The sequence below is a fragment of the Streptomyces sp. NPDC051104 genome, assembly GCF_040682835.1.
GTDB classification, from domain to species: Bacteria; Actinomycetota; Actinomycetes; order Streptomycetales; family Streptomycetaceae; genus Streptomyces; species Streptomyces cynarae.
This window is the reverse complement of the sequence record NZ_JBFBBS010000027.1, coordinates 56260-81981: the sequence shown is the minus strand read 5'-3', so window position 1 is coordinate 81981 and position 25722 is coordinate 56260. Positions and strand designations below refer to the sequence as shown.

General features: G+C 72.0%; 26 protein-coding genes, 1 pseudogene and 1 riboswitch. Of the genes and pseudogenes, 6 read left to right on the top strand and 21 right to left on the bottom strand.

The genetic code is table 11. The features are described 5' to 3' along the window. Nucleotides 1-71: 71 nt before the first annotated feature. The 3 genes from AB0N14_RS28670 to AB0N14_RS28660 are packed head-to-tail and all read right to left on the bottom strand — an operon-like array spanning nt 72 to nt 2805. Entirely contained in the window at nt 72-719 is a 648-nt protein-coding gene (locus AB0N14_RS28670) for a response regulator transcription factor (protein WP_200417752.1), read from the bottom strand. A gap of 50 nt (nt 720-769) precedes the next feature. Further along, entirely contained in the window at nt 770-2014 is a 1245-nt protein-coding gene (locus AB0N14_RS28665) for a DUF5931 domain-containing protein (protein ID WP_366028609.1), read from the bottom strand. Nucleotides 2015-2067: 53 nt separating this feature from the next. Continuing rightward, on the bottom strand, nt 2068-2805 hold the full coding sequence (locus tag AB0N14_RS28660) for a lysophospholipid acyltransferase family protein (RefSeq protein WP_366028608.1): 738 nt from the start codon (nt 2803-2805) through the stop codon (nt 2068-2070). A gap of 162 nt (nt 2806-2967) precedes the next feature. Between AB0N14_RS28660 and AB0N14_RS28655 the strand changes: the two genes are divergently transcribed. After that, on the top strand, nt 2968-3747 hold the full coding sequence (locus AB0N14_RS28655) for an alpha/beta fold hydrolase (RefSeq protein WP_366028607.1): 780 nt from the start codon (nt 2968-2970) through the stop codon (nt 3745-3747). Next, nucleotides 3740-4306, top strand: coding sequence for a hypothetical protein (locus tag AB0N14_RS28650; RefSeq protein ID WP_366028606.1), 567 nt, complete (start codon nt 3740-3742; stop codon nt 4304-4306). The genes AB0N14_RS28655 and AB0N14_RS28650 overlap by 8 nt, the downstream gene beginning before the upstream one ends. A 30-nt stretch (nt 4307-4336) precedes the next feature. On the opposite strand, the gene AB0N14_RS28645 is transcribed toward AB0N14_RS28650, so the two are convergent. The 6 genes from AB0N14_RS28645 to AB0N14_RS28620 form a co-directional block, all read right to left on the bottom strand. After that, the gene (locus AB0N14_RS28645; protein WP_366028605.1) at nt 4337-5095 is read right to left on the bottom strand and encodes an endonuclease/exonuclease/phosphatase family protein; all 759 of its coding nucleotides are present in this window, start codon (nt 5093-5095) and stop codon (nt 4337-4339) included. A 401-nt stretch (nt 5096-5496) separates the two neighbouring features. Then, complete coding sequence (locus AB0N14_RS28640) at nt 5497-6450, bottom strand: ROK family glucokinase (protein WP_366028604.1); 954 nt, start codon at nt 6448-6450, stop codon at nt 5497-5499. Nucleotides 6451-6586: 136 nt separating this feature from the next. After that, nucleotides 6587-7069 carry a DUF5304 domain-containing protein gene (locus AB0N14_RS28635; RefSeq protein WP_366028602.1) on the bottom strand — a complete coding sequence of 161 codons (483 nt, stop codon included), beginning with the start codon at nt 7067-7069 and terminating at the stop codon, nt 6587-6589. 89 nt (nt 7070-7158) lie between these two features. Continuing rightward, complete coding sequence (locus AB0N14_RS28630; protein ID WP_366028601.1) at nt 7159-8328, bottom strand: ArsA-related P-loop ATPase; 1170 nt, start codon at nt 8326-8328, stop codon at nt 7159-7161. A gap of 112 nt (nt 8329-8440) precedes the next feature. Beyond that, nucleotides 8441-8884, bottom strand: coding sequence for an SRPBCC family protein (locus tag AB0N14_RS28625; protein ID WP_366028600.1), 444 nt, complete (start codon nt 8882-8884; stop codon nt 8441-8443). Between the two features lie 162 nt (nt 8885-9046). Further along, nucleotides 9047-9844 (bottom strand): metallophosphoesterase, encoded by a 798-nt coding sequence (locus tag AB0N14_RS28620; protein ID WP_366028599.1) that lies wholly within the window; start codon nt 9842-9844, stop codon nt 9047-9049. A gap of 307 nt (nt 9845-10151) precedes the next feature. Here AB0N14_RS28620 and AB0N14_RS28615 point away from each other — a divergent pair, with 307 nt between their 5' ends. Further along, on the top strand, nt 10152-11948 hold the full coding sequence (locus AB0N14_RS28615) for an AMP-binding protein (protein ID WP_366028598.1): 1797 nt from the start codon (nt 10152-10154) through the stop codon (nt 11946-11948). 22 nt (nt 11949-11970) lie between these two features. Here AB0N14_RS28615 and AB0N14_RS28610 read toward each other — a convergent pair whose 3' ends face one another. The 3 genes and pseudogenes from AB0N14_RS28610 to AB0N14_RS28600 form a co-directional block, all read right to left on the bottom strand. Next, nucleotides 11971-12108 carry a GMC oxidoreductase gene (locus AB0N14_RS28610; RefSeq protein ID WP_366028597.1) on the bottom strand — a complete coding sequence of 46 codons (138 nt, stop codon included), beginning with the start codon at nt 12106-12108 and terminating at the stop codon, nt 11971-11973. Nucleotides 12109-12173: 65 nt separating this feature from the next. Next, nucleotides 12174-12500: pseudogene (locus AB0N14_RS28605) on the bottom strand (NAD(P)-binding protein); the annotation flags it as partial. A gap of 145 nt (nt 12501-12645) precedes the next feature. Continuing rightward, nucleotides 12646-13788, bottom strand: coding sequence for a glycosyltransferase family 4 protein (locus AB0N14_RS28600; protein ID WP_366028596.1), 1143 nt, complete (start codon nt 13786-13788; stop codon nt 12646-12648). 147 nt (nt 13789-13935) lie between these two features. Here AB0N14_RS28600 and AB0N14_RS28595 point away from each other — a divergent pair, with 147 nt between their 5' ends. Beyond that, nucleotides 13936-15165 (top strand): glycosyltransferase family 87 protein, encoded by a 1230-nt coding sequence (locus AB0N14_RS28595; RefSeq protein ID WP_366028595.1) that lies wholly within the window; start codon nt 13936-13938, stop codon nt 15163-15165. Between the two features lie 43 nt (nt 15166-15208). Here the strand turns inward: AB0N14_RS28595 and AB0N14_RS28590 are convergent, their stop codons facing one another. From AB0N14_RS28590 to AB0N14_RS28570, 5 genes are all read right to left on the bottom strand, one after another. Continuing rightward, nucleotides 15209-16405: a hypothetical protein gene (locus AB0N14_RS28590; RefSeq protein WP_366028594.1), complete on the bottom strand. Its 1197-nt coding sequence runs from the start codon at nt 16403-16405 to the stop codon at nt 15209-15211. 64 nt (nt 16406-16469) lie between these two features. Then, a complete protein-coding gene (locus tag AB0N14_RS28585) occupies nt 16470-17513 on the bottom strand; it encodes an NlpC/P60 family protein (protein WP_366028593.1) in 1044 nt (347 codons plus the stop codon). A 227-nt stretch (nt 17514-17740) separates the two neighbouring features. Beyond that, nucleotides 17741-18772, bottom strand: a complete 1032-nt coding sequence (locus AB0N14_RS28580; protein ID WP_366028592.1) for an NlpC/P60 family protein — start codon at nt 18770-18772, stop codon at nt 17741-17743. A 240-nt stretch (nt 18773-19012) separates the two neighbouring features. Next, nucleotides 19013-20362 carry an NYN domain-containing protein gene (locus AB0N14_RS28575; RefSeq protein ID WP_366028591.1) on the bottom strand — a complete coding sequence of 450 codons (1350 nt, stop codon included), beginning with the start codon at nt 20360-20362 and terminating at the stop codon, nt 19013-19015. A gap of 34 nt (nt 20363-20396) precedes the next feature. Next, complete coding sequence (locus tag AB0N14_RS28570; RefSeq protein WP_366028590.1) at nt 20397-20636, bottom strand: hypothetical protein; 240 nt, start codon at nt 20634-20636, stop codon at nt 20397-20399. Between the two features lie 157 nt (nt 20637-20793). Between AB0N14_RS28570 and AB0N14_RS28565 the strand changes: the two genes are divergently transcribed. Beyond that, nucleotides 20794-21525 (top strand): rhomboid family intramembrane serine protease, encoded by a 732-nt coding sequence (locus AB0N14_RS28565; protein ID WP_366028589.1) that lies wholly within the window; start codon nt 20794-20796, stop codon nt 21523-21525. Further along, nucleotides 21522-21803, top strand: coding sequence for an Lrp/AsnC ligand binding domain-containing protein (locus AB0N14_RS28560; RefSeq protein ID WP_366028588.1), 282 nt, complete (start codon nt 21522-21524; stop codon nt 21801-21803). The genes AB0N14_RS28565 and AB0N14_RS28560 overlap by 4 nt, the downstream gene beginning before the upstream one ends. 341 nt (nt 21804-22144) lie before the next feature. Here the strand turns inward: AB0N14_RS28560 and AB0N14_RS28555 are convergent, their stop codons facing one another. The 4 genes from AB0N14_RS28555 to trpD form a co-directional block, all read right to left on the bottom strand. After that, nucleotides 22145-23506, bottom strand: coding sequence for an aminotransferase class V-fold PLP-dependent enzyme (locus AB0N14_RS28555; protein WP_366028587.1), 1362 nt, complete (start codon nt 23504-23506; stop codon nt 22145-22147). 186 nt (nt 23507-23692) lie between these two features. After that, nucleotides 23693-23809: riboswitch (SAM riboswitch) on the bottom strand. Between the two features lie 80 nt (nt 23810-23889). Continuing rightward, a complete protein-coding gene (locus tag AB0N14_RS28550; protein ID WP_263229499.1) occupies nt 23890-24060 on the bottom strand; it encodes a hypothetical protein in 171 nt (56 codons plus the stop codon). Nucleotides 24061-24086: 26 nt separating this feature from the next. Next, complete coding sequence (locus tag AB0N14_RS28545; protein ID WP_366028586.1) at nt 24087-24443, bottom strand: PRC-barrel domain-containing protein; 357 nt, start codon at nt 24441-24443, stop codon at nt 24087-24089. Between the two features lie 93 nt (nt 24444-24536). Next, the gene (gene trpD / locus AB0N14_RS28540; RefSeq protein WP_366028585.1) at nt 24537-25601 is read right to left on the bottom strand and encodes an anthranilate phosphoribosyltransferase; all 1065 of its coding nucleotides are present in this window, start codon (nt 25599-25601) and stop codon (nt 24537-24539) included. Nucleotides 25602-25722: the final 121 nt, after the last annotated feature.

Genomic DNA, 25722 nt, shown 5'->3' with positions numbered 1-25722 from the left:
TCAATCCACTCGAAAGCGGGACATCCCTCGGGAAATTGACGCGGTCGGGGCCTTTGTGGCCCGGCCGGGGTCTACTCGCCGTCGAGTCCCCGCTCGATCGCGTACCGGACCAACTCCACCCGGTTGTGCAACTGGAGCTTGCCCAGGGTGTTCTGAACGTGGTTCTGCACGGTGCGGTGCGAGATCACCAGGCGTTCGGCGATCTGCTTGTAGCTCAGGCCCTTGGCGACCAGACGCAGCACCTCGGTCTCACGGTCGGTCAGCCGCGGCGCCTTCGGCTCGTCGGCGCCGGCGGCGGGGGCCGGTTCGGAGGCGAGGCGGCGGTACTCGCCGAGGACGAGCCCCGCCAGGCCGGGGGTGAACACCGGGTCGCCGACCGCCGTGCGGCGCACCGCGTCGATCAGCTCCTGGGTGGACGCCGACTTCAGCAGGTAGCCGGTCGCACCCGACTTCACGGCCTCCAGCACGTCCGCGTGCTCGCCGCTGGCCGACAGCACCAGCACGCGCAGCGCCGGATCGGCGCCGACGAGCTCCTTGCACACCTGGACGCCGGGCTTGGCCGGCAGGTTGAGGTCCAGGACGAGCACGTCCGGCGAGGCGGCCCGGGCCCGGCGCACGGCCTGCTCACCGTCCCCCGCGGTGGCGACGACCTCGAACCCGGACTCGGCGAGGTCACGCGCAACGGCGTCCCGCCACATGGGGTGATCGTCGACCACCATGACCTTGACCGGTGCCTGCCCCCGCTCGTCCGTCGTCGTGCTGCTCTCCGTCACCGCTGCTCCGCCTTTCCCCGTGCCGCCTTCGGGTCCTGCCCGTCCCCCACGGCCTTCGGTAGCTTCAGTTCCACTTCTGTGCCCTGACCCGGGACCGAGATCCACTCGGCCGTGCCGCCGATGTCGCGCAGACGGCCGCGGATCGACCGGGCCACTCCGAGGCGTCCCTCCTCCTCGGCCCGGGCGAGGCGTCCCTCCGCGATGCCGGGCCCGTCGTCCCGCACGGTCACCACGATCCCCTCGGTCTCGTCCTCGACCAGGATCCAGGCGCGGGCGCCCTCCCCCGCGTGCCGGTGGACATTGTCCAGGGCGGCACCGACAGCGGCGGCCAGCTCCCGCGCCACGGCCGGGGCGAGCGGCACCGGGCAGCCCGGTTCGGACAGCGTCACCCGGGCGCCCGCGTACCGGGCCAGCAGGGTGCGCAGTTCGACCGGGCCCTCCTCGGCGTCCGGCTCGTCGACCGCGCGGACGACCGCGCCGAGCGCCGCGTCCTCCGACACCCGCGACGGCGGCACCAGGCCCCCGGAGACCAGGGTGCGCAGCGCCACCTCCTGCTCCCCGGCCAGCCGGCCCAGCTCCGCGGCCTCACCGCCGAGCGCGGTGCCGCGCCGCTGCACCATGGCGAGCACCTGGAGCACGCTGTCGTGGATGTTCCGGGCCAGCCGCTCCCGCTCCCGGGTGGCGGCCTCGATCTCCAGCGCGCGGGCCAAGGTGCGCTCCGAGGCGCGGGCGACCTCGACGACGTAGCCGATCGCGATGGAGGCGACCCAGACGAGGACCACGTTGTGCACGGTGTCCCGGGCCGGGGAGCCGCGCTCGACCAGGTTCGCCGCGGCGACCGGTGTGGAGGCGAAGGCCGCCCAGCGCCAGCCGCCCTTGAGCGCGTACGCCAGGACCGACCCGGCGGTCCATATCGACGGCAGGGTCGGGCCGCCGGAGGCGATCCGCTCGTGCGAGTCGGCGACGGGTGTGAGGAGGATGCCGGTGAGCGCGATGGTGAGGTCGACTGCCAGGAACCACCTGGTGCAGCTCGCCGCGTTCGCGACCCGGGGGAGCGTGGCCAGGGTCCACGCGCTCAGCACGAGGTAGTACGCGATCGCCGGCCAGGGCCGGGTGAAGGTGTCGTAGGCGGTCGCGAAGAACCCGATCGCGTACAGCATCGTCAGGACCCGGTACCCGGCCAGGGCACGCCACAGCGGCTGCTCGACGGACATCCTGATGACACGCTCGCGCTTGGCCATGTCCCCCCTCTTTTCCGGCCGTTCCCCGCCGCCCCAGCCGTACGGGCCGTGTCCTAAGAGCCCGCCGGTCCCTTCCCCGCGTCCTTCTGCGCGTCCTTCTGCGCCTGCTTCTCCGCCTTGGCCGCCTCCGCGATCTGCCGCTTCGCGGCGGTCGCGTAGATGTCGACGTACTCCTGGCCGGAGAGCTTCATGATCTCGTACATCACCTCGTCGGTGATCGCGCGCAGCACGAACCGGTCCTGCTCCATGCCCCGGTAGCGGCTGAAGTCCAACGGCTTGCCGATCCGGATCCCCGGCCGCATCAGCTTGGGGATGACCTTCCCCGGCGGCTGGATCTTCTCGGTGTCGATCATGGCGACCGGGATGACGGGCGCCCCGGTCGCGAGCGCCACGCGCGCGAGGCCGCCGGGCTTGCCCCGGTAGAGGCGGCCGTCGGGCGAGCGGGTGCCCTCCGGGTAGATGCCGAACAGCTCGCCGCGCTCCAGCACCTCGATGCCGCTCTTGATGGCGGCCTCGCCCGCGCCGCGCGCTCCGGAGCGGTCGACGGGAAGCTGGCCGACGCCCTTGAAGAAGGCGGCGGTCAGCCGGCCCTTCACACCGGGCGTGGTGAAGTACTCGGCCTTCGCGATGAAGGTCACCTTGCGGTCGAGCATGACGGGCAGGAAGAACGAGTCCGAGAAGGACAGGTGATTGCTCGCCAGGATCGCGGGGCCCTCGGCGGGAACGTTCTCCAGGCCTTCCACCCACGGCCTGAAGGCGAGCTTCAGCGGCCCCCCGATGGATACCTTCATCGCGCCGTACAACAACCGAGTGCCTCCTGTGTCTGTAGATCAGACCTTAACGCGGCCCGCCGACAAAGGATCCGACGACCCTGGTCGGTGTCAGTGCCGTCGCGTACGGTGAAGTACCTGCATTCGACGTGCCCAGCCCCTTTTCATGAACAGGAGACCGACGTGCCGGTCCTCCCCGGAGCCGAGCCGTACCGCCACGAGGGCGGGGAGATCGGCGTCCTCCTCTGCCACGGCTTCACCGGTTCCCCGCAGTCGCTGCGCCCCTGGGCGGAGCATCTGGCCGAGCGCGGCCTCACCGTCTCGCTGCCGCTGCTGCCCGGGCACGGCACACGCTGGGAGGACATGCAGCTCACCGGCTGGCAGGACTGGTACGGGGAGGTGGACCGCGAGCTGCGCGCCCTGCGCCGAAGCTGCGCGCAGGTGTTCGTGGCCGGCCTGTCCATGGGGGGCGCCCTGGCCCTCCGGCTGGCCGCCAAGCACGGGGACGCGGTCAGCGGCGTCATCGTGGTCAACCCGGCGAACAAGGTGCACGGCCTGTCCGCGTACGCCCTGCCGGTCGCCCGCCACCTCGTGCGGACGACGAAGGGGATCGCCAGCGACATCGCCAAGCCGGGCGGCGTGGAGCTGGGGTACGACCGGGTGCCGCTGCACGCGGCGCACTCGTTGCGGAACTTCTTCCGGGTCGTCGACGGCGAGCTGCCGCAGGTCACCCAGCCGCTGCTGCTCCTGCACAGCCCGCAGGACCACGTGGTGCCGCCGGCCGACTCGGCCCGGATCCTGAGCCGGGTCTCCTCCACGGACGTGCGGGAGGTCCTGCTGGAACAGAGCTACCACGTGGCGACGTTGGACCACGACGCGGACCGGATCTTCGAGGAGAGCCACACGTTCATCGGCCGGCTCGCGCCCAGTGTCGGCAAGGAAGGGACGGCCGCAGGTGGCTGAGCACGACTCCGACCGCGAGGACCGCGAGCCGGATGAGAAGGGTGTGCCCTTCGACGAGGAGGCCGCGTGGGCGGCGATCGTCGCGGGGTACGGCGATGAGCCGCCGGACCCGCCGGGTTCGAAGCCGTTCAAGCCGATCGAGGACCTGGCGCTGCCCGACTGGGAGCCGAACAGCGTCACGTTCAAGGACGACGAGACGAAGGACGGGCCGGTGAAGCCGCTGGGGAGCTCGGTGTCCTTCGCCCCCGGGGTGGGCCCCCGGGACTACGCACCGTCGGAGCCGTCCGAGGACGACTTCGACGAGGACGACGAGGGCCACTTCGTGCCGCCGGAGCCGCCGCCGCTGCCTGCGGCGGACACGACGGCGAAGTTCGCGTGGCTCTCGGTGATCGGCGGCCCGGTGCTGCTTCTGCTGGCGGTCGTGCTGGGCTGGAGCATGACCTGGTGGCTCGCCACGCTCGGCGTCGGCGGCTTCCTGGGCGGCTTCGCGACCCTGCTCGTACGCATGAGGACGGACGACGACGGGGACGACGAACCGGGTGGCGGCGCGGTGGTCTGACGCGGTGGTCCGACGCGGTGGTCCGATCCCCTACGAGGCGGGGACCCTGAGGGCGGCGAGCACCGGAAGGTGGTCCGTGGCCGCGGTGAGGTCCCGCTCCGTAACGCCGGGGTGGCCGAGGGGGACCCCGCAGCCGAGGACCTCGATGCCGCGGGTGGCGAAGACGGCGTCGATTCGGCGTGGGGGGCCGGAGCGGGTCCAGGTGTGCTCGCCGCCCCAGGGGGCGGTGGCCCAGGCGTCCTGAAGATCGGCGGCGAGGCGCTTGAAGGTGGGCCCGTCCGGGGTCTCGTTGAGATCGCCGCCCGCGATCGCGTGCTCGACGCCCATCGCGGCCAGGCGGTCGAGGAGCATGCCGCCCTGTTCGTTGCGCTCGTCGTCCTGCAGGCTCAGATGGCAGCCGATGACGCCGAGCCGGGCGCCGCCGAACCGCACGACCGCCGTCGCGAAGCCGCGGCGGTGCAGGCCGGGGGTGAGGGGCAGCAGGAGGTCCTCGGTGCGCTCGACGGTGGCCCGCAGCGAGCAGAGCAGGGCCGGCCCGGCGGCGGTGGCACCGCCCGAGAGGATCACGAGGCCGGAGGCCGCCGCGAGCCGGGCGAGCTTCTTGCGCCACCGGAAGAAGCGGGGGGCCTCCTGGACGAGCACGAGATCGGGGGCGCAGGCGCGGATGACGCGCGCGAGCGCGTCCGTGTCGTCGCGCATCGACCGGATGTTGTAGCTGAGCACGCGGAGGACGGCGGATCCGTCGGCTTCGGTTCGGGAGTCGGGCAGCAGCGGGTCGGAGGTCGCCATGCGGATCAAGATACGCCGCGCCCGGCTGCGGCCCCGCAGGGGTTGCTCGCCCCCGCCGCCCCTACCCGTCCCGTCCCGTCCCGGAGGCTCCGCCCCCGGACCCCCGGCGGGGACTGCGCGTCCCCTGCACCCCGCCTTCCTGCACCGCGCGCACGTCGACCTGGGAGTTCTTCCCGCCCGCGCGATGACACGGGGCTCCGCCCCGGACCCCGGGGAACCCCGCCGACTCCCGCCGGAACGCCGACCGGCACCAGGCACACGTCCACCCGAGACTGCCGTCGGCCCACGCACCGACACACGGCTCCGCCCCCCACCCCGAGAAACCCGCCCACTCCCGCCGGAACGGCGGCGCCCGCCGGGCCCCTGGGGGCGCGGCGGGCGCTGTCGTGCGTGGAACGGAGTTACATGATCGGGTCGGGTTCGCGGGCCAGGTCCGCCGCGCCCACCAGGCCCGCCTTGTTGCCCAGCTGGGCCGCGATCACGTCGGCGACCGGGCGCCAGTTGCCGCCCACCAGCCAGCGCTTGTAGGACTTGCGGATCGGCTCCAGGACCAGTTCGCCTTCGTCGGAGAGGCCGCCACCGACGATGAACGCCGAGGGGTCGAAGAGCGAGGCCAGGTCGGCGAGGCCCGCGCCGGCCCAGCGGGCCAGTTCGCGGTAGGAGTCCACCGCCACCGGGTCGCCCTGGCGCGCGGCCATCGAGATGTGCTTGCCCTCGATGCCGTCCGGGGTGCCGTCGCCCAGCGACAGCAGCACCTCCGCGCTCTCGGGTGTCGCGTTCGCGCGCTGCTTGGCGTAACGGACCAGCGCGCGGCCCGACGCGTACTGCTCCCAGCAGCCCTGCGAGCCGCAGCCGCACAGCAGCCCGTCCGGGACCATCCGGATGTGGCCGAACTCGGCGGCCACGCCGAAGTGCCCGCGGCGCAGCTTGTTGCCGATGATGATGCCGCCGCCGAGGCCGGTGCCGAGCGTGATGCAGATGACGTTGCGGTGGCCCTTGCCCGCGCCGAACTTGTACTCGCCCCACGCGGCCGCGTTCGCGTCGTTCTCGACGACCACCGGGAGGCCCACGCGGGCCTCGACCTTCTCCTTCAGCGGCTCCTGACGCCAGTCGATGTTCGGCGCGAAGTACACCGTCGAGCGCTGACGGTTGACGTATCCGGCAGCACCGATCCCCACGCCGACGATCTCGTGTCCGGTACGGGCGCCCTCGACGGCAGCGGCAATGGCGTCCACGATGGCCTCGGGCGTGCCCGGAGTCGGCACCTTGTGGGTCGAGAGGATGTTGCCTTCCTCGTCGACCACACCGGCCGCGATCTTCGTGCCGCCGATGTCGACGCCGATGGTGAGTCCCATGAATCCCTCAGTTTCGGTCGAGCCCCGCTACGGCCCACCGTACCCGAGGGGCCGTTAGGGCGTGGGACAGCTCCCTCCGGCCCCCGGAACCCCGGCCTCTGCGGCCTGTGACGGCTCTCCCCTCTCCCTGCCCGGCCTAGTCGAGGTCGATGTGCTCGCCGGGGCCCTCGTCCCCGTCCTGTCGGCGAGGGTCCATGTCGCCGGACGTGCGGTCGGTCCAGCGCCGCTCCTGGGCCTCGACCGCGGAGCGGTAGGCCGCGAGCAGCTCCGAGCCGGCCGCTGCGAGGTGGTCGAAGACGTCCGGGTTGCGCTCGATGACCGGCTCCACCGCCGCCTTGGCCTGCTGCACGACCTGGCGGACCATCTGCTGGGCCGTGCCCGATGCCGCCGCCCCTAGCAGCGGCGCCTGCAGCCCGGACAGCTTGTCCGCGACGGTGTCGACGAGCTTCTTCAGCTCCTCGGCGGCCGACCCGGGCGGCGGGCCGTACCTGTCCCGGCGGCGGGCCTTCTCCGCGGCGAGGTCCTCGGCGCATGCTGTCGCCCAGGCGTCGGCGTCACTCACCCGCACTTCCTCGGCCTCCTCCTGAGCGGCGTCGGAGGAGGGGCGCTCTTCGCTCATGGCGGACTCCTGACTGCGGTTCGTACTCCCGACGTTACCCGAACGGGGGTACGCGCTTCATCAGATGAGGCCGGGGGCGTACACCGGCCCTACGACGTGCGCGGCCACAGCTCGGGGTCCGGTGCGAAGCGGATGCGCAGCTCGGCCTCGCGCAGTGCCGCCCCGGCCACGGTGCAGCGGCGCAGCGCCGACGGAAGGGGGACGATGCGGCGGAACGGCCCCACGGTCACCACGATCTCGTCGCCGCGCCGGACGAGGTCCAGTTCCTCACGTATCGCGCCGGGCAGCGGGATGTGCCACACGAGCACTCCGTCCTCGGCGAGCCGGTCCCTCACTGGCCACTCGGCCGGGGAGGGCGCCGGGTTGACGTCCGGGACCGCGAGCGCGGCGAGGTCGTCGGCGCCGCGCGGGTCGTGGCCGAGGTGCGGGACGCCGTGCACGGCATACGCGCCCTGCCACTCCTGAAGGGTCTTGCGCTGCTGGGCGGCGAGCTGCGCGAGCCAGGCGTCGTGGCCGCTGTCGGGCAGGACGCGGTTCGCGACCAGGGTCTCGGGGCGCAGGGTGCGCAGGGCGAGGCCGGTGACGGCGGTACGGACCGCGTCGGCGGCGGCCGGGCCCGGTTCGGCGACCAGCCACACGCTGGTGGCACGGTCGGCGAGCACTGCCTCGACGGCGGCCAGTTCGACGTCCCAACGGGCACTGGTCTCGTACAGCCACTCGGCGGGCATCGGCACGCCCGCGAGCCGGCCGAGGACGGGGCGCAGGGCGCGCGCGGCCTGCCGCTCCGGCGGGAGCAGCCGGCGCAGATAGCGGCGGAGTTCCTCGGGCAGGGCGAGGAGGACGAGCGCCTGCGGAACGGGGGGCAGGTCGACGACGAGGAGGTCGTAGGACTCGGAGAGCGCGGCGTCGTGCAGGGCGCGCAGCAGGGCGAGTTCCTCGGCGCCGGGCAGGGGGGTGACCTCCTCCGCGTCCAGCGGGGCGGCGCCGAGGAGGTCGAGGGCGGTGGCCGCGCGGTCCTGGAAGGCCACGAGGCCGTCGCGGAAGCGGGCGGCGGCGTCCGGGCGCCAGGCGGTGAGGCCGGGTGCGGCCTCGACGGGGCGGGCGCCGGTGGGGACGCCGAGTACGGCACCGAAGGTGTCGGTGCGGTCGGCGCTGAGCACGAGGGTGCGGCTGCCCCGACGGGCAGCGTTCAGCGCGGTGGCCGCGGCGACGGTGGTCCGGCCGGAGCCGCCGGGGCCGGTGATCAGGATGGTGCGCATGACCGTGAACGGTAACGGAGAGGTACGGCCCCGACGCGACAGCACCCGGCGCGTGCCGTGCCCGTCACCTGTCCCCCGGCCGCACGTCACCTCTCCCGCGGCTCGAAGGCCGTTACTTCTCCCCCGACTCCACCCGCTTCTTCAACCCGGCCAGCGCGCGGTCGATGATGACCTTCTCCGCCTTGCGCTTGATCATGCCGAGCATCGGGATCTTGACGTCGACGGTCAGCCGGTAGGTCACCTCGGTCGCGCCCGCACCGGCCGGCTTGAGCAGGTACGAGCCGTCCAGGGAGCGCAGCATTTGCGACTTGACGAGGGTCCAGGAGACCTCGCTGTCGCCCGTCCAGGTGTACGCGAGCGTCTGGTCGTCCTTGATGGCACCGGCGTCCATGACGAGGCGCACCTGCTCGGCGCGGCCCTGGTCGTCGGTGGAGAGGACCTCCGCCTCCTTCACCTCGCCCGTCCAGTCCGGGTAGCGCGCGAAGTCGGCGATCACCCGCATGACGTCGGCCGGGGCCGCCTCGATCGTGATGCTCGAGCTGGTGTGTTCCGCCATCGCCGTGGCTCCTCCAGATGCGGTCCGGTGAGGGAGGGTGGTGCGCCGTGCGCACGTGTGTGCAGCGTGAAGGCTACCGCGCACACGCGGCGCCGCTACCACCCCACCTGGGCTTGGGCCCACGGGGCCGTCTCGGAGCCCGGGCGCCGCCCCTCGGGCCGCTCACCACTCCAGTACCCAGGGCTTCCCGCTCCCCGCGAAGTGCCCCACGTTCACGCACTCCGTAGCCCCGATCCGCATCCGGCGCACCAGCGGCTGGTGGACGTGGCCGAACAGGGAGTACCGCGGCCGGGTGCGGCGGATGGCGTCGAGCAGGGCGCGGCTGCCGCGCTCGAAGCGGCGCGCCACCGTGTCGTAGACCAGCTCCGGGACCTCCGGCGGGATGTGGGTGCACAGCACGTCCACCTCCCCCACCGCCTCGATCTTGGCCGCGTACTCCTCGTCGCTGATCTCGTACGGGGTCCGCATGGGGGTGCGCAGGCCGCCGCCGACGAAGCCGAAGGTCCAGCCGCCGATCTCCACGCGTTCGCCGTCCAGCACACGGGTGCCCTCGCCGGCGTACTCGGGCCACAGGGGCGGCATGTCGACATTGCCGTAGGTGGCGTACGTCGGGGTGGGGAACGCGGCGAACAGCTCGGCGTACTGCCGGCGCACCGCCTTCTCGATCGCGGCGGCTCGGTCCATGCCCACCCCGGCCCACAGCTCGGCGCCGAACGCGCGCGCCTCCTCGTAGCGGCGGGCGGTGCGCAGTTCCACCAGTCGGTCGGCGTTCTCCGTGCCGAACAGGTCGGCGAATATCCCGCGCGAGTGGTCGGCGTAGTCGAGGAAGAGGATCAGGTCACCCAGACAGATCAGGGCGTCCGCCCCCTCGCCGGCTTCGGCCAGGTCGCGCACGTTGCCGTGCACGTCGCTGACCACGTGGACACGCGTCCTGGTGTTACCGCCCGATGTGGGTGCCATGACGATCAAGCGTAAGGCTGTGGGGCAAACGTGAACAGTAACGGCGGGGCATGCTTCTTACTGGCCGGTAAGTCAAGGGGTGGACTACTGTGCGCCGAGGAACGCCAACACGTGTGACGCACGGAACATCTCGTCGGGACCCCCTGTCGGAGAAGCCATACCGGCGGGTAACGTCCGGGCGGTCCAGTCGTGCTCAGGGTTTCAACCAGTGAATCCCGGAGGAATCCTGAGCACCTGACCGAGCCTTGGACCACACCGTCGCAGCACACAGAGTCGTGGCGTCGGCGCCCTGTGAGGAGCAGCAGTCTTGCGCGAGTTCAGCCTTCCGGCTTTGTACGAGGTCCCTGCGGACGGAAACCTGACCGACATCGTCCGCAGAAACGCCGCGCAGCATCCGGACGTCGCCGTCATCGCCCGCAAGGTTGCGGGCGCCTGGCAGGACGTCACCGCCGCCGCCTTCCTCGCCGAGGTGCAGGCCGCGGCGAAGGGCCTGATCGCCTCCGGGGTGCAGCCGGGCGACCGGGTGGGCCTGATGTCACGGACCCGCTACGAGTGGACGCTGCTGGACTTCGCGATCTGGAGCGCGGGCGGGGTCACCGTGCCGGTGTACGAGACCAGCTCTCCGGAGCAGGTGCAGTGGATCCTCAGCGACTCGGGCGCGACCGCCTGCATCGTGGAGCAGGAGGCGCACGCCGCGGCCCTCGAGACGGTGCGCGAGAAGCTGCCCGCGCTCAAGCACGTCTGGCAGATCGAGGCCGGGGCGGTGGAGGAGCTGGGCCGCGTCGGCCGGGACGTCAGCGACACCGCGGTCGAGGAGCGCAGTTCCCTCGCCAAGGCCGACGATCCGGCGACGATCGTCTACACCAGCGGCACCACCGGGCGCCCCAAGGGCTGTGTGCTGACCCACCGCAACTTCTTCGCCGAGTGCGGGAACGTCGTGGAGCGGCTGCGCCCCCTGTTCCGTACCGGCGAGTGCTCGGTCCTGCTCTTCCTGCCGCTCGCGCATGTCTTCGGACGTCTGGTGCAGATCGCGCCGATGATGGCGCCGATCAAGCTGGGCTGTGTCCCGGACATCAAGAACCTCACCGACGAACTGGCCGCGTTCCGGCCGACGTTGGTCCTCGGCGTGCCGCGCGTGTTCGAGAAGGTGTACAACTCGGCGCGCGCCAAGGCGCAGGCGGACGGCAAGGGGAAGATCTTCGACAAGGCGGCGGACGCGGCGATCGCCTACAGCAAGGCGCTGGACTCGCCGTCCGGTCCGTCCCTCGGTCTGCGGATCAAGCACAAGGCGTTCGACAAGCTCGTCTACAGCAAGCTGCGCGCGGTGCTGGGCGGCCGCGGCGAGTACGCCATCTCGGGCGGCGCCCCGCTGGGCGAGCGCCTGGGCCACTTCTTCCGCGGCATCGGCTTCACGGTCCTGGAGGGCTACGGCCTGACCGAGTCCTGTGCGGCGACGGCGTTCAACCCGTGGGACCGGCAGAAGATCGGTACGGTCGGCCAGCCGCTGCCGGGTTCCGTGATCCGTATCGCGGACGACGGCGAGGTGCTGCTGCACGGCGAGCACCTGTTCAAGGGCTACTGGAACAACGAGGCCGCGACCGCGGAGGCGCTGGCCGACGGCTGGTTCCACACCGGTGACATCGGCACCCTCGACGAGGACGGTTACCTCAGGATCACCGGTCGCAAGAAGGAGATCATCGTCACCGCGGGCGGCAAGAACGTGGCCCCGGCCGTGATCGAGGACCGCATCAGGGCACATGCGCTGGTCGCGGAGTGCATGGTGGTGGGCGACGGGCGGCCGTTCGTGGGCGCGCTGATCACGATCGACGAGGAGTTCCTGGGCCGCTGGGCGGCCGAGCACGGCAAGCCTGCGGGCTCCACCGCGGCGTCGCTGTGTGACGACCCGGATCTGCTCGCCGCGATCCAGGACGCGGTCGACGACGGCAACGCCGCGGTGTCGAAGGCGGAATCGGTGCGGAAGTTCCGCATTCTCTCCTCCCAGTTCACCGAGGAGTCGGGCCACCTCACGCCGTCCCTGAAGCTCAAGCGGAACGTGGTGGCGAAGGACTACGCGGAAGAGATCGAGGCCCTCTACCGGAAGTAGTCGGCCCCTCTCACGGCTTACGTCATGGCGCGGTGTCCTCGGCGAGGACCCGCGCCATGGTGCGTTCCGCGAGCGCGGTGATGGTGAGGAACGGGTTGACGCCGAGGTTGCCTGGCACCAGGGAGCCGTCGGTGACGTACAGCCTCGAGCAGCCCTTCACCCGGCCGTGGTCGTCGGTCGCCCTGCCCAGCACACAGCCGCCGAGCGGGTGGTACGTGAAGTCATGGCGAGCGGGGCCTCGGTGCGGGTGCGGAACCACATGGATCTGCGGTCCGGGGCGCTGGTGGAGCAGAACACCGTGCCGTCGGGGCCAGGGGTGTTCCACAGGCGGCCCATCTCCAGGACGAGGGTGCGGATGCCGGCCTGGCCGAGGCGGAGGGCGGCTACGGCGCCGCCGTAGCCGGAGCCGACGACTATCGCCGGGGCGGATTCGACTGCGTCGGGCTCTGCGGCTTGGGCCGACTGCAGGTTGATGCGGCTGGAACCCAGTGCGGCTGCCGTTCGGAGGGCTGCGATGCCCAAGATCTGACGGCGCGTCAGGTTTGTTGTCATGGGCGCAGCATCGGCGGATTTTCGGGTTCCGGCCAGGGGGTTCGGGCGCCTTCCGGGGTGCCGCGTTCTGCCGTCGGGCGGATGCGGGCCGTCTGTGGTTGATCGCGCAGTTCCCCGCGCCCCTGAAGGGGCGCAACCACCCCTCTTACAAAAGGTCCCGGAGCCTCTCCGCCAGCAAGTCCCAGCGCCACTTCTCCTCCACCCACTGCCTGCCGCGCTCCCCCATCCTGCGGCGCAACTCCGGGTCTCCCAGGAGGGTGATGATGCGGTCCGCCGTCTCCTCCTCCGAGCCGCCCCGCACCACCCATCCCGTCTCGCCGTCCAGGACCGCGTCCGGGGCGCCGCCCGAGTCGCCGGCCACCACTGGGAGGCCCGTCGCGGAGGCCTCCAGGTAGACGATGCCGAGGCCCTCCACGTCCAGGCCGCCCCTGCGGGTGCGGCACGGCATCGCGAAGACGTCGCCCGCCCCGTAGTGCGCGGCCAGCTGGGACCAGGGCACGGCGCCGGTGAAATGGACCGCGTCGGCGACCCCGGTCTCCTGGGCGAGCCTGCGCAGGTCCCTCTCGTAGGGCCCGCCCCCGACGATCAGCAGGACCGTCTCCGGCTCCTTGGCGAGGATGCGCGGCAGCGCCCGGATCAGGGTGTCCTGGCCCTTGCGCGGGACCAGACGGGAGACGCAGACCACCACCGGGCGGTCCGTGAGCCCCAGACGGGCGCGGACCTCGTCGCCGCCCGAGCCGGGGTGGAAGGTCTTCTCGTCGACGCCCGGCGGCAGCCGCACCATCCGGTCGGCCGCCTGAGGGGTGAGCGCGGTGGCGATGCGGGAGCGGGTGTACTCGCCGAGGTAGGTGATCGTGTCCGTGGACTCACCGATGCGCCGCAACAGGGTGCGCGCGGCGGGCAGTTGGGCCCAGCCCGCCTCGTGGCCGTGCGTGGTGGCGACCAGCCGCCGGGCGCCGGCGCGCCGCAGCGCCGGCGCCATCAGGCCGAGCGGTGCCGCCGCCCCGAACCACACCGAGGTGCAGCCGTGCTCCCGCAGCAGCCCCACGGCCCGCCGGGTCGCGGCCGGCGTCGGCAGCAGCATCGTCGTCCGGTCCCGTACGACGGTGAAGGGCTGCTCGGCGTCGAAGGCGGCCGTCGCCTCGGCGCCCTCCCGGCCGCGCTTCCAGGTGGAGGCGTAGACGACCAGCCGGTCGGGGTCCAGGCGGAGCGCCATGTTCTGCAGGAACGCCTGGATGCCGCCGGGGCGCGGCGGAAAGTCGTTGGTCACGATGAGGGTCTTCTGCATCGTCGTCGACAGTACCGAACCGGTTGTGCGACCGTACTCACAGCGCCGTACGGCCGCGTTTGCCGCCCCCCGCCCGGCTCGACGCGAGATCATGACCCCTCGGCCACAGCGGTACCCGACGCGTGAGGACAGGGACTGAAGGTGTACATGGCGGGCGCACGGCGCATTCCGGTCTGGCTGCTGCTCGCCACCTGGCTGCTGACGAGACTCGTCCTGCTGCTCTTCGTCTTCAAGGTGTGGGTCTTCCCCGGGCCGGACGTCACCAGCGACGTCTCGGTGATCTACCAGGGCTGGTACGAGACCCTGCGCACCGGCAGGTTCCCCCAGGGCGACGTCACCTGGCAGTACCCGCCCACCGCGGCGCTCGCGATCCTGTCCCCCGCGCTGCTGCCCTTCCTGCAGTACGCGCAGGCGTTCTTCGTGCTCGCCTGCGTCGCCGACCTGGCGGGTTTCGGCCTTCTGCTGTACGCGGGCCTGAGGCGCGGCAAGTCCCTGCGTGGCGCCTGGGTGTGGGTGGTCGGGGTTCCGCTGCTCGGCCCGACGGTGTACGCCCGCTACGACCTGATGGTGACGGCCGTGGCGGTCGCCGCGCTGCTGGCCGGGATGCGCCGCCCGCGGCTGATGGGAGCGCTCGCGGCGTTCGGCGCGCTGCTGAAGGTGTGGCCGGCGCTGCTGCTGGTGGGCGCCGGCAGGCGCCGGGCCTGGATCTCGGCCGCGGCGACGGCGGGCGCTCTCGCCCTGCTGTTCGCCGTGGCGATGCCCGGCGCCTTCTCCTTCCTGACAGCCCAGCGCGACCGCGGCACCGAGGTGGAGTCGCTGGGCTCGCTGGTGTTCCACGTGGCCCGGCACCACGGCTGGGAGGGCCGGGTGATGCTCAACTACGGCTCGGTGGAGTTCCTCGGCCCCTACGTCGACCGGGTCAGCGCGGCGGCCCTCTTCCTGACCGTGATCGCGTTCGGTTGGCTGCTGCTGTGGCGGGTGAGCGTGCGCCGCCTGCCACCGCACGCGCTCGCGGACGCGGCCTTCGTGGCGGTGCTGCTGTTCACGCTCACCAGCCGGGTGATCAGCCCGCAATACATGGTGTGGCTGGTCGGGCTCGCGGCCGTCTGCCTCTGCTTCCCCGGCAGCCGGATGCTCCTGCCCGCCGGGCTGGTCCTGGCCGCCTGCCCAGCCACGGTCCTGGAGTTCCCGGTGTACTTCGCGAACGTCGTGGCGAGCGACCGGCTGGGCGTCACCCTCCTCGCCACGCGCAACGGCCTGCTGCTGCTCGCCGCACTGACCGCGGCCAGGGCCCTGTGGCGCACCACGGTCTCCCGCCCGACCGCGACGGTGCCGCCTCAGACCGCCCGCACCAAGGAGACGCTGACGCCCTCCTGAGCGACGTCCCCCGCTCAATGCCGGGCCCGAACCGGCCACGGCATCAGCCCAGTTGAGACCTCAGATACGCCCGCCACTGCTGCGTGAACTTCTCCGGGGTCGTGCCCAGCACCCTTGCGAGGGCCGTCTCGACCGATCCCGCACGCTTCCCGTGGTCGCCGACAGCCCGGTAGAAGTCGTTCAGCCGGGCCTCGCCCCAGCGGTCGGCGATCATCCGGCAGGCCATCCAGCCGCTTTCGTAGGCCTGCGCCAGTTTGCCCGCGTCCCCGGAGAAGGCGAAGTCGGAGTCCCGCGGCAGCGCGGACGGGGCGGTGCCGAGCCCGACGGCGCGCTCGAGTTCGGGTGCCACCTGGGCGGGGGCCCGGCCGGTGCGGCGGTAGCCGACCCAGTCGGCGTACCCCTCGGAGAGCCACAGGGGTGTGGCCGCCGTGGTGTGGCGGCGGGTGGCGACATGGGTGGTCTCATGGGTGAGGACGACCTGTTTGCCGAGGTCGCCGAGGATGGCGTAGGCGTCAGGGTTGACGGTGATCCGGTCCGCGGGCGCCGTCCCGCTCCCGCCCACTTCTCCGGTGGTGACCGCGGCTATCCCCTGGTACCCGGACGCCGGAGCGCCGAGCAGCGCCGCCATGCCCTCCAGCGACTTCGGTACGAGCACCACGACCCGGCCCGGCCAGCCGGTCCCCCACGCCTCGGTGACGGCGGGCACCGCCCGGTCCGCGAGGCGCGCGTACTCCCGCAGCTCCTCCCGTGGTTGTCCGACGCCGAGGACGAGGCCGTGCGCGCCGCGAACCGCCTCGACGGTGCCCTGGTCCCACAGCTGCCGGGCGGCCTTCCGCGCGGGCTCGTCGGAGGTGACGTACCAGCGTCCCCCGGTGCGGGTCAGCCGCAGTGACCGGGCGGCGGTGACCGGCGCCCGGTCGTATCCCCTGACGCGGTAGCGCAGTTCGGCGTCGGCGGTGGCCCGGTCACCGGTCAGGTGAACGGCGGTGAGCCGGTACGACCAGGCGGCCAGCGGCACGGCGCGCAGGTTGTCGTACCCGGAGGCGCCTGCGGTGCGGGTCTGGGTCGCGAGGAACGCGGACCGGTCGCCCTCCAGGACCGCCGTCGCCCGCCGGTCGAGCAGCTGCCGCACGGCGGCCGTCCCGTTCTCGGCGGGGGCGGCGCCGCCGCAGCCGACGAGCCCGGCCAGCAGCAGGACACAGCACGCCACGATCCCCGACGCACGCCCACGATCAGCCACCGTCCGATCGTACGCGGCGCCCGCACGCCACTCGTGCGCCGGTTTCGGCCGCGGACCGGTGCCTTCAGGGCCTGGTGACCGAGGCGATCGGCATCATGCCGACCGGGTCGTAGCGCACCGCCGCCCCCGGGTGGGGTGCATGGATGACCTGGCCGTTGCCGACGTACATCGCCACATGGCTGGCGTCGGAGCGGTAGACCACCAGGTCCCCGGGCTGGGCCTGGGAGAGCGGCACCTGGCGGCCGGCGTACCGCTGCTCCTGCGAGGTGCGCGGCAGGCCGATGCCCGCCCGTGCGTACGCCCACTGCATGAGGCCCGAACAGTCGAAGCCTCCCGGCCCGTTGGCGCCCCACACATACGGGCGGCCGAGCGCGGAGCGGGCAGCGGTGACGGCGGCCGCCGCGCGGGAGTCGGGCGCCGCGGCCGGGGTGAGGCCGGGGACCTCGCCGGCGGAGCGGGAGGCCCGCTGGTAGACGGTGCGCTCCTCGGCCGGCAGGGAGTTCAGCAGCCGCTGCGCCGCGACGAGCTTCCGCTCCACGGCCTTCTTGTGCTGTGCGACCGCCTCGCGGCTCTTCTCCAACTGGGCTAGTTCACCGGCCACCACCGCGCGTTCCCGGGCCAACCGGCGCAGCGCTCCCTGGAGTTCCTTGAGCTGCCCGGCCTGGCGGGCGCCGATCCGGTCCAGCGCGGCCGCCTTGTCGAGGTACTCGCCGGGGTTGTCCGACAGCAGCAGCGCGAGGGGCGAGGCGAGTCCGCCGGAGCGGTACTGGGCCCCGGCGAGCGCACCGAGCGCGTCCCGCATGCTGTTGACGCGGTCCTGCTGCCGGGCGACGCGGTCCTGTGCCCGGCCGACGTCCCGGCGCAACGCGTCGGCGCGTTCCCCGGCCTTGTTGTACGCCTCGGTGGCCTGCTCCGCCTCCTGGTACAGCCGGTCCACCGTGGCCCGGGTGTCGCGTGGCGCGGCGTTCGCCGGTACGGCGCCCAGTGTCGCCGCGGCCGCCGCTGCGGCGGACAGTACGGCGGCTGCCCTCTTCAGGGCTCGATTGGACTCCGCGGCGCTGGCGCCCTGGCGCATGCCGGACGGTGCAAGGCGGCGATGGGACCCCACGACCGGTCGCTCTCCTTCCGCTGAGGAACCGCCCGCCGGGCGGCGGGGGAAACGCGGCAGACAGTAGCGGGGTGATCACCGCGGGTCCAAAGCCCTCGAGGGGCCGACAGAGCGACGCCCCGCCGCTGACGCAGGTCATCGGCGGGGCGTGGAGTCAGCGGGAGTCGCTGGAATTCGCTCGTTCGGGCGGTGTGGTGTCGTGCGGTTCGAGGAACCGGACAGCCGGGTCAGACTCGGACGCCGAACTGGAACGGCATGTCGCTCATCGACTCGTACCGCACGTAGGCGCCGGTGTGCGGCGCGTGCAGCACCGTGTGGTTGCCGGCGTAGAGGCCGACATGGTGGATGTCGCCGTAGAAGAAGACCAGGTCGCCGACCTGGAGGTCGCTGATGTTGTAGATGCGGGTGCCGATGTTGGCCTGCTCCTGCGAGGTGCGCGGTATGGAGACGCCGGCCTGGGCGTAGGCCCAGGAGGTCAGGCCGGAGCAGTCGAAGGAGTTGGGGCCGGAGGCACCGTAGACGTAGGGCGCTACGCCGACCTTGCTCTGGGCGGCGGAGAACGCGGCACCGGCGCGGCCGGAGCCGACGGAGACACTGAGGGCGGCGCGCTCACTGGCGCGGCTGGCTCTCTGCTGGTCGGCCTGGAGGGCGGCCCGCTGCTGGGCGGTGAGGCTGTTGAGGAGCTTCTGCGCGTCGGCGAGCCTGCTCTGGACTTCCGCCTTCTTCTTGCCGAGTTCGGTGCGGGCGGCGGCGAGGTCCTTGAGCTTGTCGGTGGCTTCCTGGCGCTCCTGGGCCAGCTCGCGCTGTTTCTCCTGGATCTTCTTCAGCGCCTCGACCTGCTGGCTGCTCAACTGGTCGAGGGTGGACGCCTTGTCGAGGTAGTCGTCCGGATTCGAGGAGAGGAAGAGCTGGAGGGAGGGGTCGATGCTGCCGGTGCGGTACTGGGCGCTGGCCATGGTGCCGATGCCGTCGCGCAGCTTGTTGAGCTCGTCCTGCCCCCGGGCGACCCTGTCCTGGAGGGTGGATATCTCCTTCTGGAGCTGCTGCTGCTTCTCCTTGGCCCCGTTGTACTGCTCGGTGGCCTTCTCCGCGTCCTGGTAGAGCTTGTCGACCTTGGACTTGACCTCGTCCACGCTCGGCTTGGCACTGGGCGCCGCGTTGGCGGCGTTCGCGCTGAACGCAACGGCGGCGGCAGCTGCGGTGGTCAGCACGGTCACACGTGCACGGCTCGGCTGCTTGGGTCGACGGTGGGACGCCACTGGAAGCAGGCTCCTTCTTCTGAGTGATCACCCGCTCGGAGGTTCGAGGCCAGACCCTAGTGACCTCATCGTGATGAATTCAAATCCTCACACCAAAAAACCCTGTCACGCAATGCATTCTTTGCACATGAGGCACAGGAAGTGACGCAGTCCTGACGCTACGTTGCGCGACGGTTCCGCCAATTCGGGCATTGGGCCTGTACGTTGCGGTTGGCGACGTAGGGGACCTCAGGTCCGATTTCAGCCGCGCGAGAGACGCTTCAGCAACACCGCCGAAGCCACCGGGCGCGCTCCCGCCCTCGCGACCCCGTCGGCCACCTCGCGGTCCGTGGAGGCCACGATGACGGGCCGGCCCGGCGGCTCCGCGCGCACCAGCTGGCGGATCAACTCGTCGGCGGTGACGCCCGGTTTGGAGAACAGCACCCGCACCCCGCGCGGCGGCGCGAGCAGCACCGGTGCGGCCAGTTCGGCCCCGTCGAAGACACAGGTGACCTCGGCGCCGGTCTGAGCGGCGAGTTGGGAGAGCTGACCGAGGAGCCTCAGGCGCTGCTTCTCCAGCGGCATCTGCGGATAGCCGGTCTTGGTGACGTTGTAGCCGTCGACGACCAGATGCACCTGGGGCAGTGCGAGCAACTGGTCGAGAATCGCGGGATCGTTCTCGGACAGCGCACGGGCGGCGATGTCCTTCGGGGTCATTCGTCCCGGTTCGACCGCGTCCACGGTCTCCGCCGGCCGTACGGAGACCGGTGGCAGCGCCAGTTCACGGCGCAGCCCCTGGGCCGCGTCGAGCAGGGTGTCGAGCAACAGCCGTACCCGCATGTCCTCGACGCTGCGCCCCTCGCGCGCCGCCCTGCGCGTGGCCTCCAGGGTGGCCTCCGCCTCGCCGAGGCGCGCCTTGAGCCGCCGGGTCTCGCTCTCGGCGGCGGAGAGCTGGGCCTGTCCTTCGGCGCGCACCGCCTCGATCTCGCCCTGGGCCTTGCGCAGGGCGGCCTCGCCGCGTCTGACGTCACTGAGGGCGGCTCGCAGTTTGCGGTGAAGCGAGTCGGCTTCCTTGCGCGCCGCGTCCAGCTCCGCCCGCAGCCGCTCGGTCTCGGTGCGGGTGTGCTCGCGCGCGGCCGCCAGCTCCGCGCGCAGCCGCTCCAGCTCGGCCCGGCTCTCCTCGTCGGCACGCTCGGCGTCGACGCGCTGGGCCTCCTCGCCGGCGGCGGTCACCAGCTTCACCCAGCCCGCCGGGCGCACTACATAGGCCGCGGCCGCCACGTCGAGCGGGTCCGCGGCCGGGGGCGGCGAGCCGGAGTCGAGGGCAGCGGTGAGCTCCGGCTGCGCCTCTCTGAGCTTCTCGGCGATGCGCTGCCGGAACAGCGCGTCCGTCTCCACGGCCGCCGCCATGGCGTTGCCGGCGAACTTGGCCCGGCGGGTCGGGGTGAACCGGCCGTACTGCCGCAGCTGTGCGGGCAGTTCGGCGAGGGTCAGCCCGCCGAAGCCGTCGGACACGATCTGCACGACCCGGCGGCGCACGCCGTCGGGCAGCGGGCGGTCGAGCACCTCAGCGGTGCCGTCGACCGGCTCCCCGCCTGTGGTCTCAGCCATCCCTCACCCCATACGCCCTGCGGGGCCGCCTCCCTCAGGAGCCGGCACCCGGCCTGTCCACGAGCTCCACCTGGTCGACCGCGTTGCACCAACGGCAACGGACCGACTCGATGGTCTCACTGACCACCTCGCGCTCCTCCACCTTCGGCTCCCCTGCCAGATCGAGGTGCATGTACTCGACGACCTTCGACGAGCGGGTCACGTCGAAACGGGTGAGGTTGCCGCAGAGCGTGCAGCGCCAGCGGGTCGTCTCCGTCGGCAGGGGAACCGTCATCGTGGGTGCTCTTCCTTCTTCCAGTCTCCGTGATGCGCCAGTTTCCCTGGAGCGTGTGGCTCGTAACCCTACGGCCTGGCGAGTACCCGCCGCCCGCCCGTTCCACGGCGGCGAGGCACTCTGTGCGGATCGGTCCGGTTACGCCATGCTCTATACCATGATCAGCACCTGGACCAGGACGGCCGTGGGAGCGCTGCGCGGACAGTCGGCGCCGGTGACGTACGGGCTGATCGTCCTGTGCTGCGCGCTCTTCGTCGTCGGACCGGCCGCGGGGCTGAGTCCGACCTACGGGACCGGGGACGCGCTGCTCGCCGCGCAGCGGGCCTACTTCGCCCGCTGGGGCGTGGTGCCGGTGGAGCTGTTCAGCGGGGCGCCGCGGGCGGCGCTCACGCCCGCGACCGCGCTGTTCGTGCACGGCAGCTGGGTGCATCTGCTGGGCAACATGCTCTTCCTCTACGTCTTCGGGGCCATGGCCGAGGAGCGGATGGGGCATGTGGAGTACGCCCTGTTCTACCTGGGCTGCGGCTGTCTGGCGCTGCTGGGGTACGCGGCCGCCAACGCCGCGTCGGCGCAGACGCTGGTCGGAGCGTCCGGGGCGATCTCCGCGGTCCTGGGTGCGTTCCTGTTCCTCTTCCCCAAGGCGCGGGTGACCAGTCTCTTCCCGTTCTTGTTCTTCCTGCCGCTGAGGTTCCCGGCCTGGGTGGTGCTGCCGTTCTGGGCGTCCCTGCAGTGGATGGCGGCAGGCCGGGCCGCCCAGGGGCCCGGCGTGGCGTATCTGGCCCACCTGGTGGGGTTCTCGCTGGGGTTCCTCTACGCGTGGGTGCGCTATACGCGTACCAGTAGGGTGAAACCACCAGCCGAGGCCCCCGAGGGAGAACAGCAGCCGTGATCACCGCGATCGTGCTCATCAAGACCAGCGTGGACCGGATCCCCGAGATCGCGGAGCGGATCGCCTCGCTGGATTCCGTCAGCGAGGTCTTCTCCGTCACGGGGACGTACGACCTGATCGCCATGGTGCGGGTGAAGGAGCACGAGGAGCTGGCGGACGTGATCCCCGGGCGGATCAGCAAGATCCCGGGAGTCGAGGCGACGGACACCCACGTGGCGTTCCGTACGTACTCCCAGCACGACCTGGAGGCGGCGTTCGCGATCGGGCTGGACTCCTGATCGGCCAGGGCCTGTCTGACAATTCCCGTCGTCCGCTCGAAGGGCGGCCCCCGCGGGCGGCGATCGGGGGGGCGCCCCCGCGCGAGCCGAGTGAAGCCGGTGCGAGCCGGGGGGAGCGTGCGATCGCAAGGCGCCCGAGCGCCCTCGATGGGGGTGCCCCCAGCGCCCTCGATGGGGGGCACCCTGCTCGAGCGATGCCGAGAGCTTGGGCGAGGAGCCACGCGGGCGTTTCGGCAACGCGGCCGGGGGTTCCCCTCTGGGGGAGTGCGTGCCAGACGCCGCGGGGCAGACGGGAATTGTCTGACAGGCCCTGACGCCGCCTCACCGGCCCCTGTGAGGACTCAGACCGCCGGGACGCAGCGGCCGTTCTCCGTGCGGTACTGCCACCGCGCGCCGTCGCTGACCAGTTCCTTCACGGCCTTGACGAAGCGCTCGACATGCTCGTCGGGGGTGCCGGCGCCGAAGCTCACCCGGATCGCGTTGAGGGACTTCTCCCCGGGCTCCGCCTCGGGGGCGCCGCATTCGCCCTGGGTCTGGGGGTCGCTGCCGAGCAGGGTGCGGACCAGCGGGTGGGCGCAGAACAGGCCGTCGCGGACGCCGATGCCGTACTCGGCGGAGAGAGCGGCGGCGAAGTGGGAGCTGTTCCAGCCCTCGACGACGAAGGAGATCACGCCGACGCGGGGGGCGTCGTCGCCGAAGAGGGAGAGGATCCTGACCTCGGGGACGTCGGCGAGACCCTCCCTGACGTTGCGGATCAGGTGCTGCTCGCGGGCGACCAGGGTGTCGAAGCCCGCCTCGGTGAGGGCCTTGCAGGCGGAGGCGATGGCGTAGGCGCCGATCACGTTCGGGGAGCCGGCTTCGTGACGGGCGGCCGTGTCGTGCCACTCCACGTCCACTCCTCCGTCCGTCCTGCGCGTGACCTTGCGGCTGGCGCCGCCGCCCGCGAGGTACGGCTGGGCCTGGCGCAGCCAGTCGGCGCGGCCGGCCAGGACGCCGGAGCCGAAGGGGGCGTAGAGCTTGTGGCCCGAGAAGGCGGCCCAGTCCACATCGAGGTCCTTGACGGACACCGGGTGGTGCGGGGCGAGCTGGGCGGCGTCCAGGACGATACGGGCGCCGTGCGCGTGGGCGGCCGCCGCCAGCTCCCGTACCGGCCACAGCTCGCCGGTGACGTTGGAGGCGCCGGTGACGCAGACCAGGGCCGGGCCGTAGGGGTCGCGGTCGGCGAGGGCGCGTTCCAGGGTCTCGACGGCCTGCCGGGGGCTGCTCGGGGCGTCGAGGTAGGTGACCCGGGCGTCCCGCCACGGCAGCAGGGAGGCGTGGTGCTCGGTCTCGAAGACGAAGACCTGGCAGTCGGCCGGGAGGGCGGCGGCGAGGAGGTTGAGCGAGTCGGTGGTGGAGCGGGTGAAGACCACCTGGTCGCTGTCGCGGCAGTCGAGGAACGCGGCGACCGTGCGGCGGGCGTTCTCGAACAGGTCGGTGGACAGCTGGGAGAGGTAGCCGGCGCCGCGGTGGACGCTGCCGTAGTAGGGCGCGTACGCCGCCACGTCGTCCCAGACGCGCTGCAGCGCGGGGGCGCTGGCCGCGTAGTCGAGCGCGGCGTAGGTGACGTCGCCGCCGGTGACGAGCGGGACGGTGACATCACGGCCCAGAACGGGCAGCGGGGCAGAGACGGCCTGGTCGGCGGCAAGGGTGGAGACGGACATGGGTGTACTCCCGTAGGGCAGGCGAGACTCACCGGTGCCGGAGGCGCGCACGGGCGCGGCGGTGTGCACGGCACGGAGAAGGTGAAAGGAAAAAAGGGGTGCGGAGGCGGGGCTCTGCGGCCCTAACGCATTCGCTTGCTCACGGAAGGCTCCCTCGAACGACCAGGACCCCTGGAAGACACGAGGGGTCCGCGCTTGCCGCAGACCTCGCTGCCTGCGACCTGGTCTTCACCCGGGGCACCCCGCCACGGACGGAGGGTTGCCGGACAGCCGGCCGGGGCCGAATGACTGTCGCTCATGACCTGATGTGAAAATTACGGCAGGTGATCACCTGCTCGCAACTTCTGTCCGTATACCGGGACGGGCGGACCCGTCCCGGTGCGTCATCGAACGAGGTGGTGCTTCGAGCGCCTCCCCCAGCGCATGCCGAACAGGACGAGGCTCGCCAGGAACACCACTATGCCGATGATCAGGAGGTAGAACAGCCCCTTCGCGACCGCGCCGATGATGCCGAGGGCGACCGCCGCGAGGATCAGGAACAGGAAGACCGCCATGGTGACCACTTCTTTCGGCCCGGGGGTCAGCGGCGCGCGAGGCGGCGTCCGCCGTCGGCACCGGGCTCATAGGCCCTGTCGTAGTGTTTGAAGATCTCTTCTTCCCGCTCGACCGGCAGGACGTCGTCCACGCCGATGGACGGCGCCTTGCGCACTCGCCCTTTGGAGTGCGCCACCTGGACGTACCCGGGTCCCACGGTCGCCTCGTCCAGGGGGACGAAGACGAGCCTGTGCCGGGTCGGCACTCCGGTGCGAACGGTGACCATGGCCGGCGTATCGGTGGTGGTGTCGACGTAGACCGCCTCAAGGGAGCCGATCTTGCGGCCCTTGGCGTCGATCACGTCCCGGTTGCGCCACTCGCGGATATCGGCTGAATGGATCATGCCCAGCCTCCTTGCGGCCCGCGGGGAGAGCTGCCACTTACTCACTTTACTCCAGCCAGCCTGACCTGGCCTTTTCCGCGGGCGCGCTCGGCGTCAGGCGTTGCTGGCGGCCACCCACCGCTCCAGGGCACGCTTGGCCGCGCCCGAGTCGATCGACTCGGCGGCCTTGGCCATGCCGGTGCGGATCTGGTCGGCCAGCGGGCCATCGCCCGGCTCCAGCGCCACCAGCGCCGCAGCCGAGTTCAGCAGGACGGCGTCCCGTACCGGGCCCGTCTCCCCGTCGAGGAGGCGGCGGGCGACCTCGGCGTTGTGGGACGGGTCGCCGCCGCGCAGGGCCTCCACCGGGACCAGTTCGATACCGGCGTCCCGCGGGTCGAAGGTCTCCTCGGTGACCTTGCCGTCGCGGACGATCCAGACGTGGGAGGTGGCAGTGGTCGTCAGCTCGTCGAGGCCGTCGTCGCCGCGGAACACCAGGGAGGAGTTGCCGCGCTCGGCGAGTACCCCGGCGATCATCGGCGCCAGGCGCGGGTCTGCGACGCCGACCGCCTGGGCCTTCACCTTCGCCGGGTTGGTCAGCGGGCCGAGGGCGTTGAAGACCGTCCGGATACCCAGCTGACCGCGCGCGGCGGCGACATGGCGCAGCGCGGGGTGGAACTTCACCGCGAAACAGAAGGTGATGCCCGCCTCCTCCGCGACCTGCGCGACCCGCTGGGGCGTCAGGTCGAGGTTGACGCCCAGCTTCTCCAGGACGTCCGACGAGCCCGACGCCGACGAGGCCGCGCGGTTGCCGTGCTTGACGACCTTCGCGCCCGTGCCGGCCACCACCAGCGCCGACATCGTGGAGATGTTCACCGTCTTCGCGCCGTCGCCGCCCGTGCCGACGATGTCGACCGTGCGGCCCGACACCTCGATCACGTTGGCGTGCTCGTACATCGCCCGGACCACACCGGTGATCTCCTCGACGGTCTCGCCCTTGGCCCGCAGCGCCACCACGAACCCGGCGATCTGCGCGTCCGTGGCCTCGCCCCGCATGATGCGGTCCATCGCCCAGGCCGTGTCGTCCGCGCTCTGGTCGCGGCCCTCGAGGAGCCCGTTCAGCACCTGGGGCCAGGAACGGCCCGCCGCGGTGTCGCCTCCAGCGGGGTGCACAGCGCTCATAAGCCGCTCCTGGGTCGGTGTCCCGGACTAGGGACGCGAGTCTCCAACGGGTCCACCCTATCCAGCCGGGGGCATGGCGAAGGGCCCCGTCCGAACACCGGACGGGGCCCTCCTACCGTGG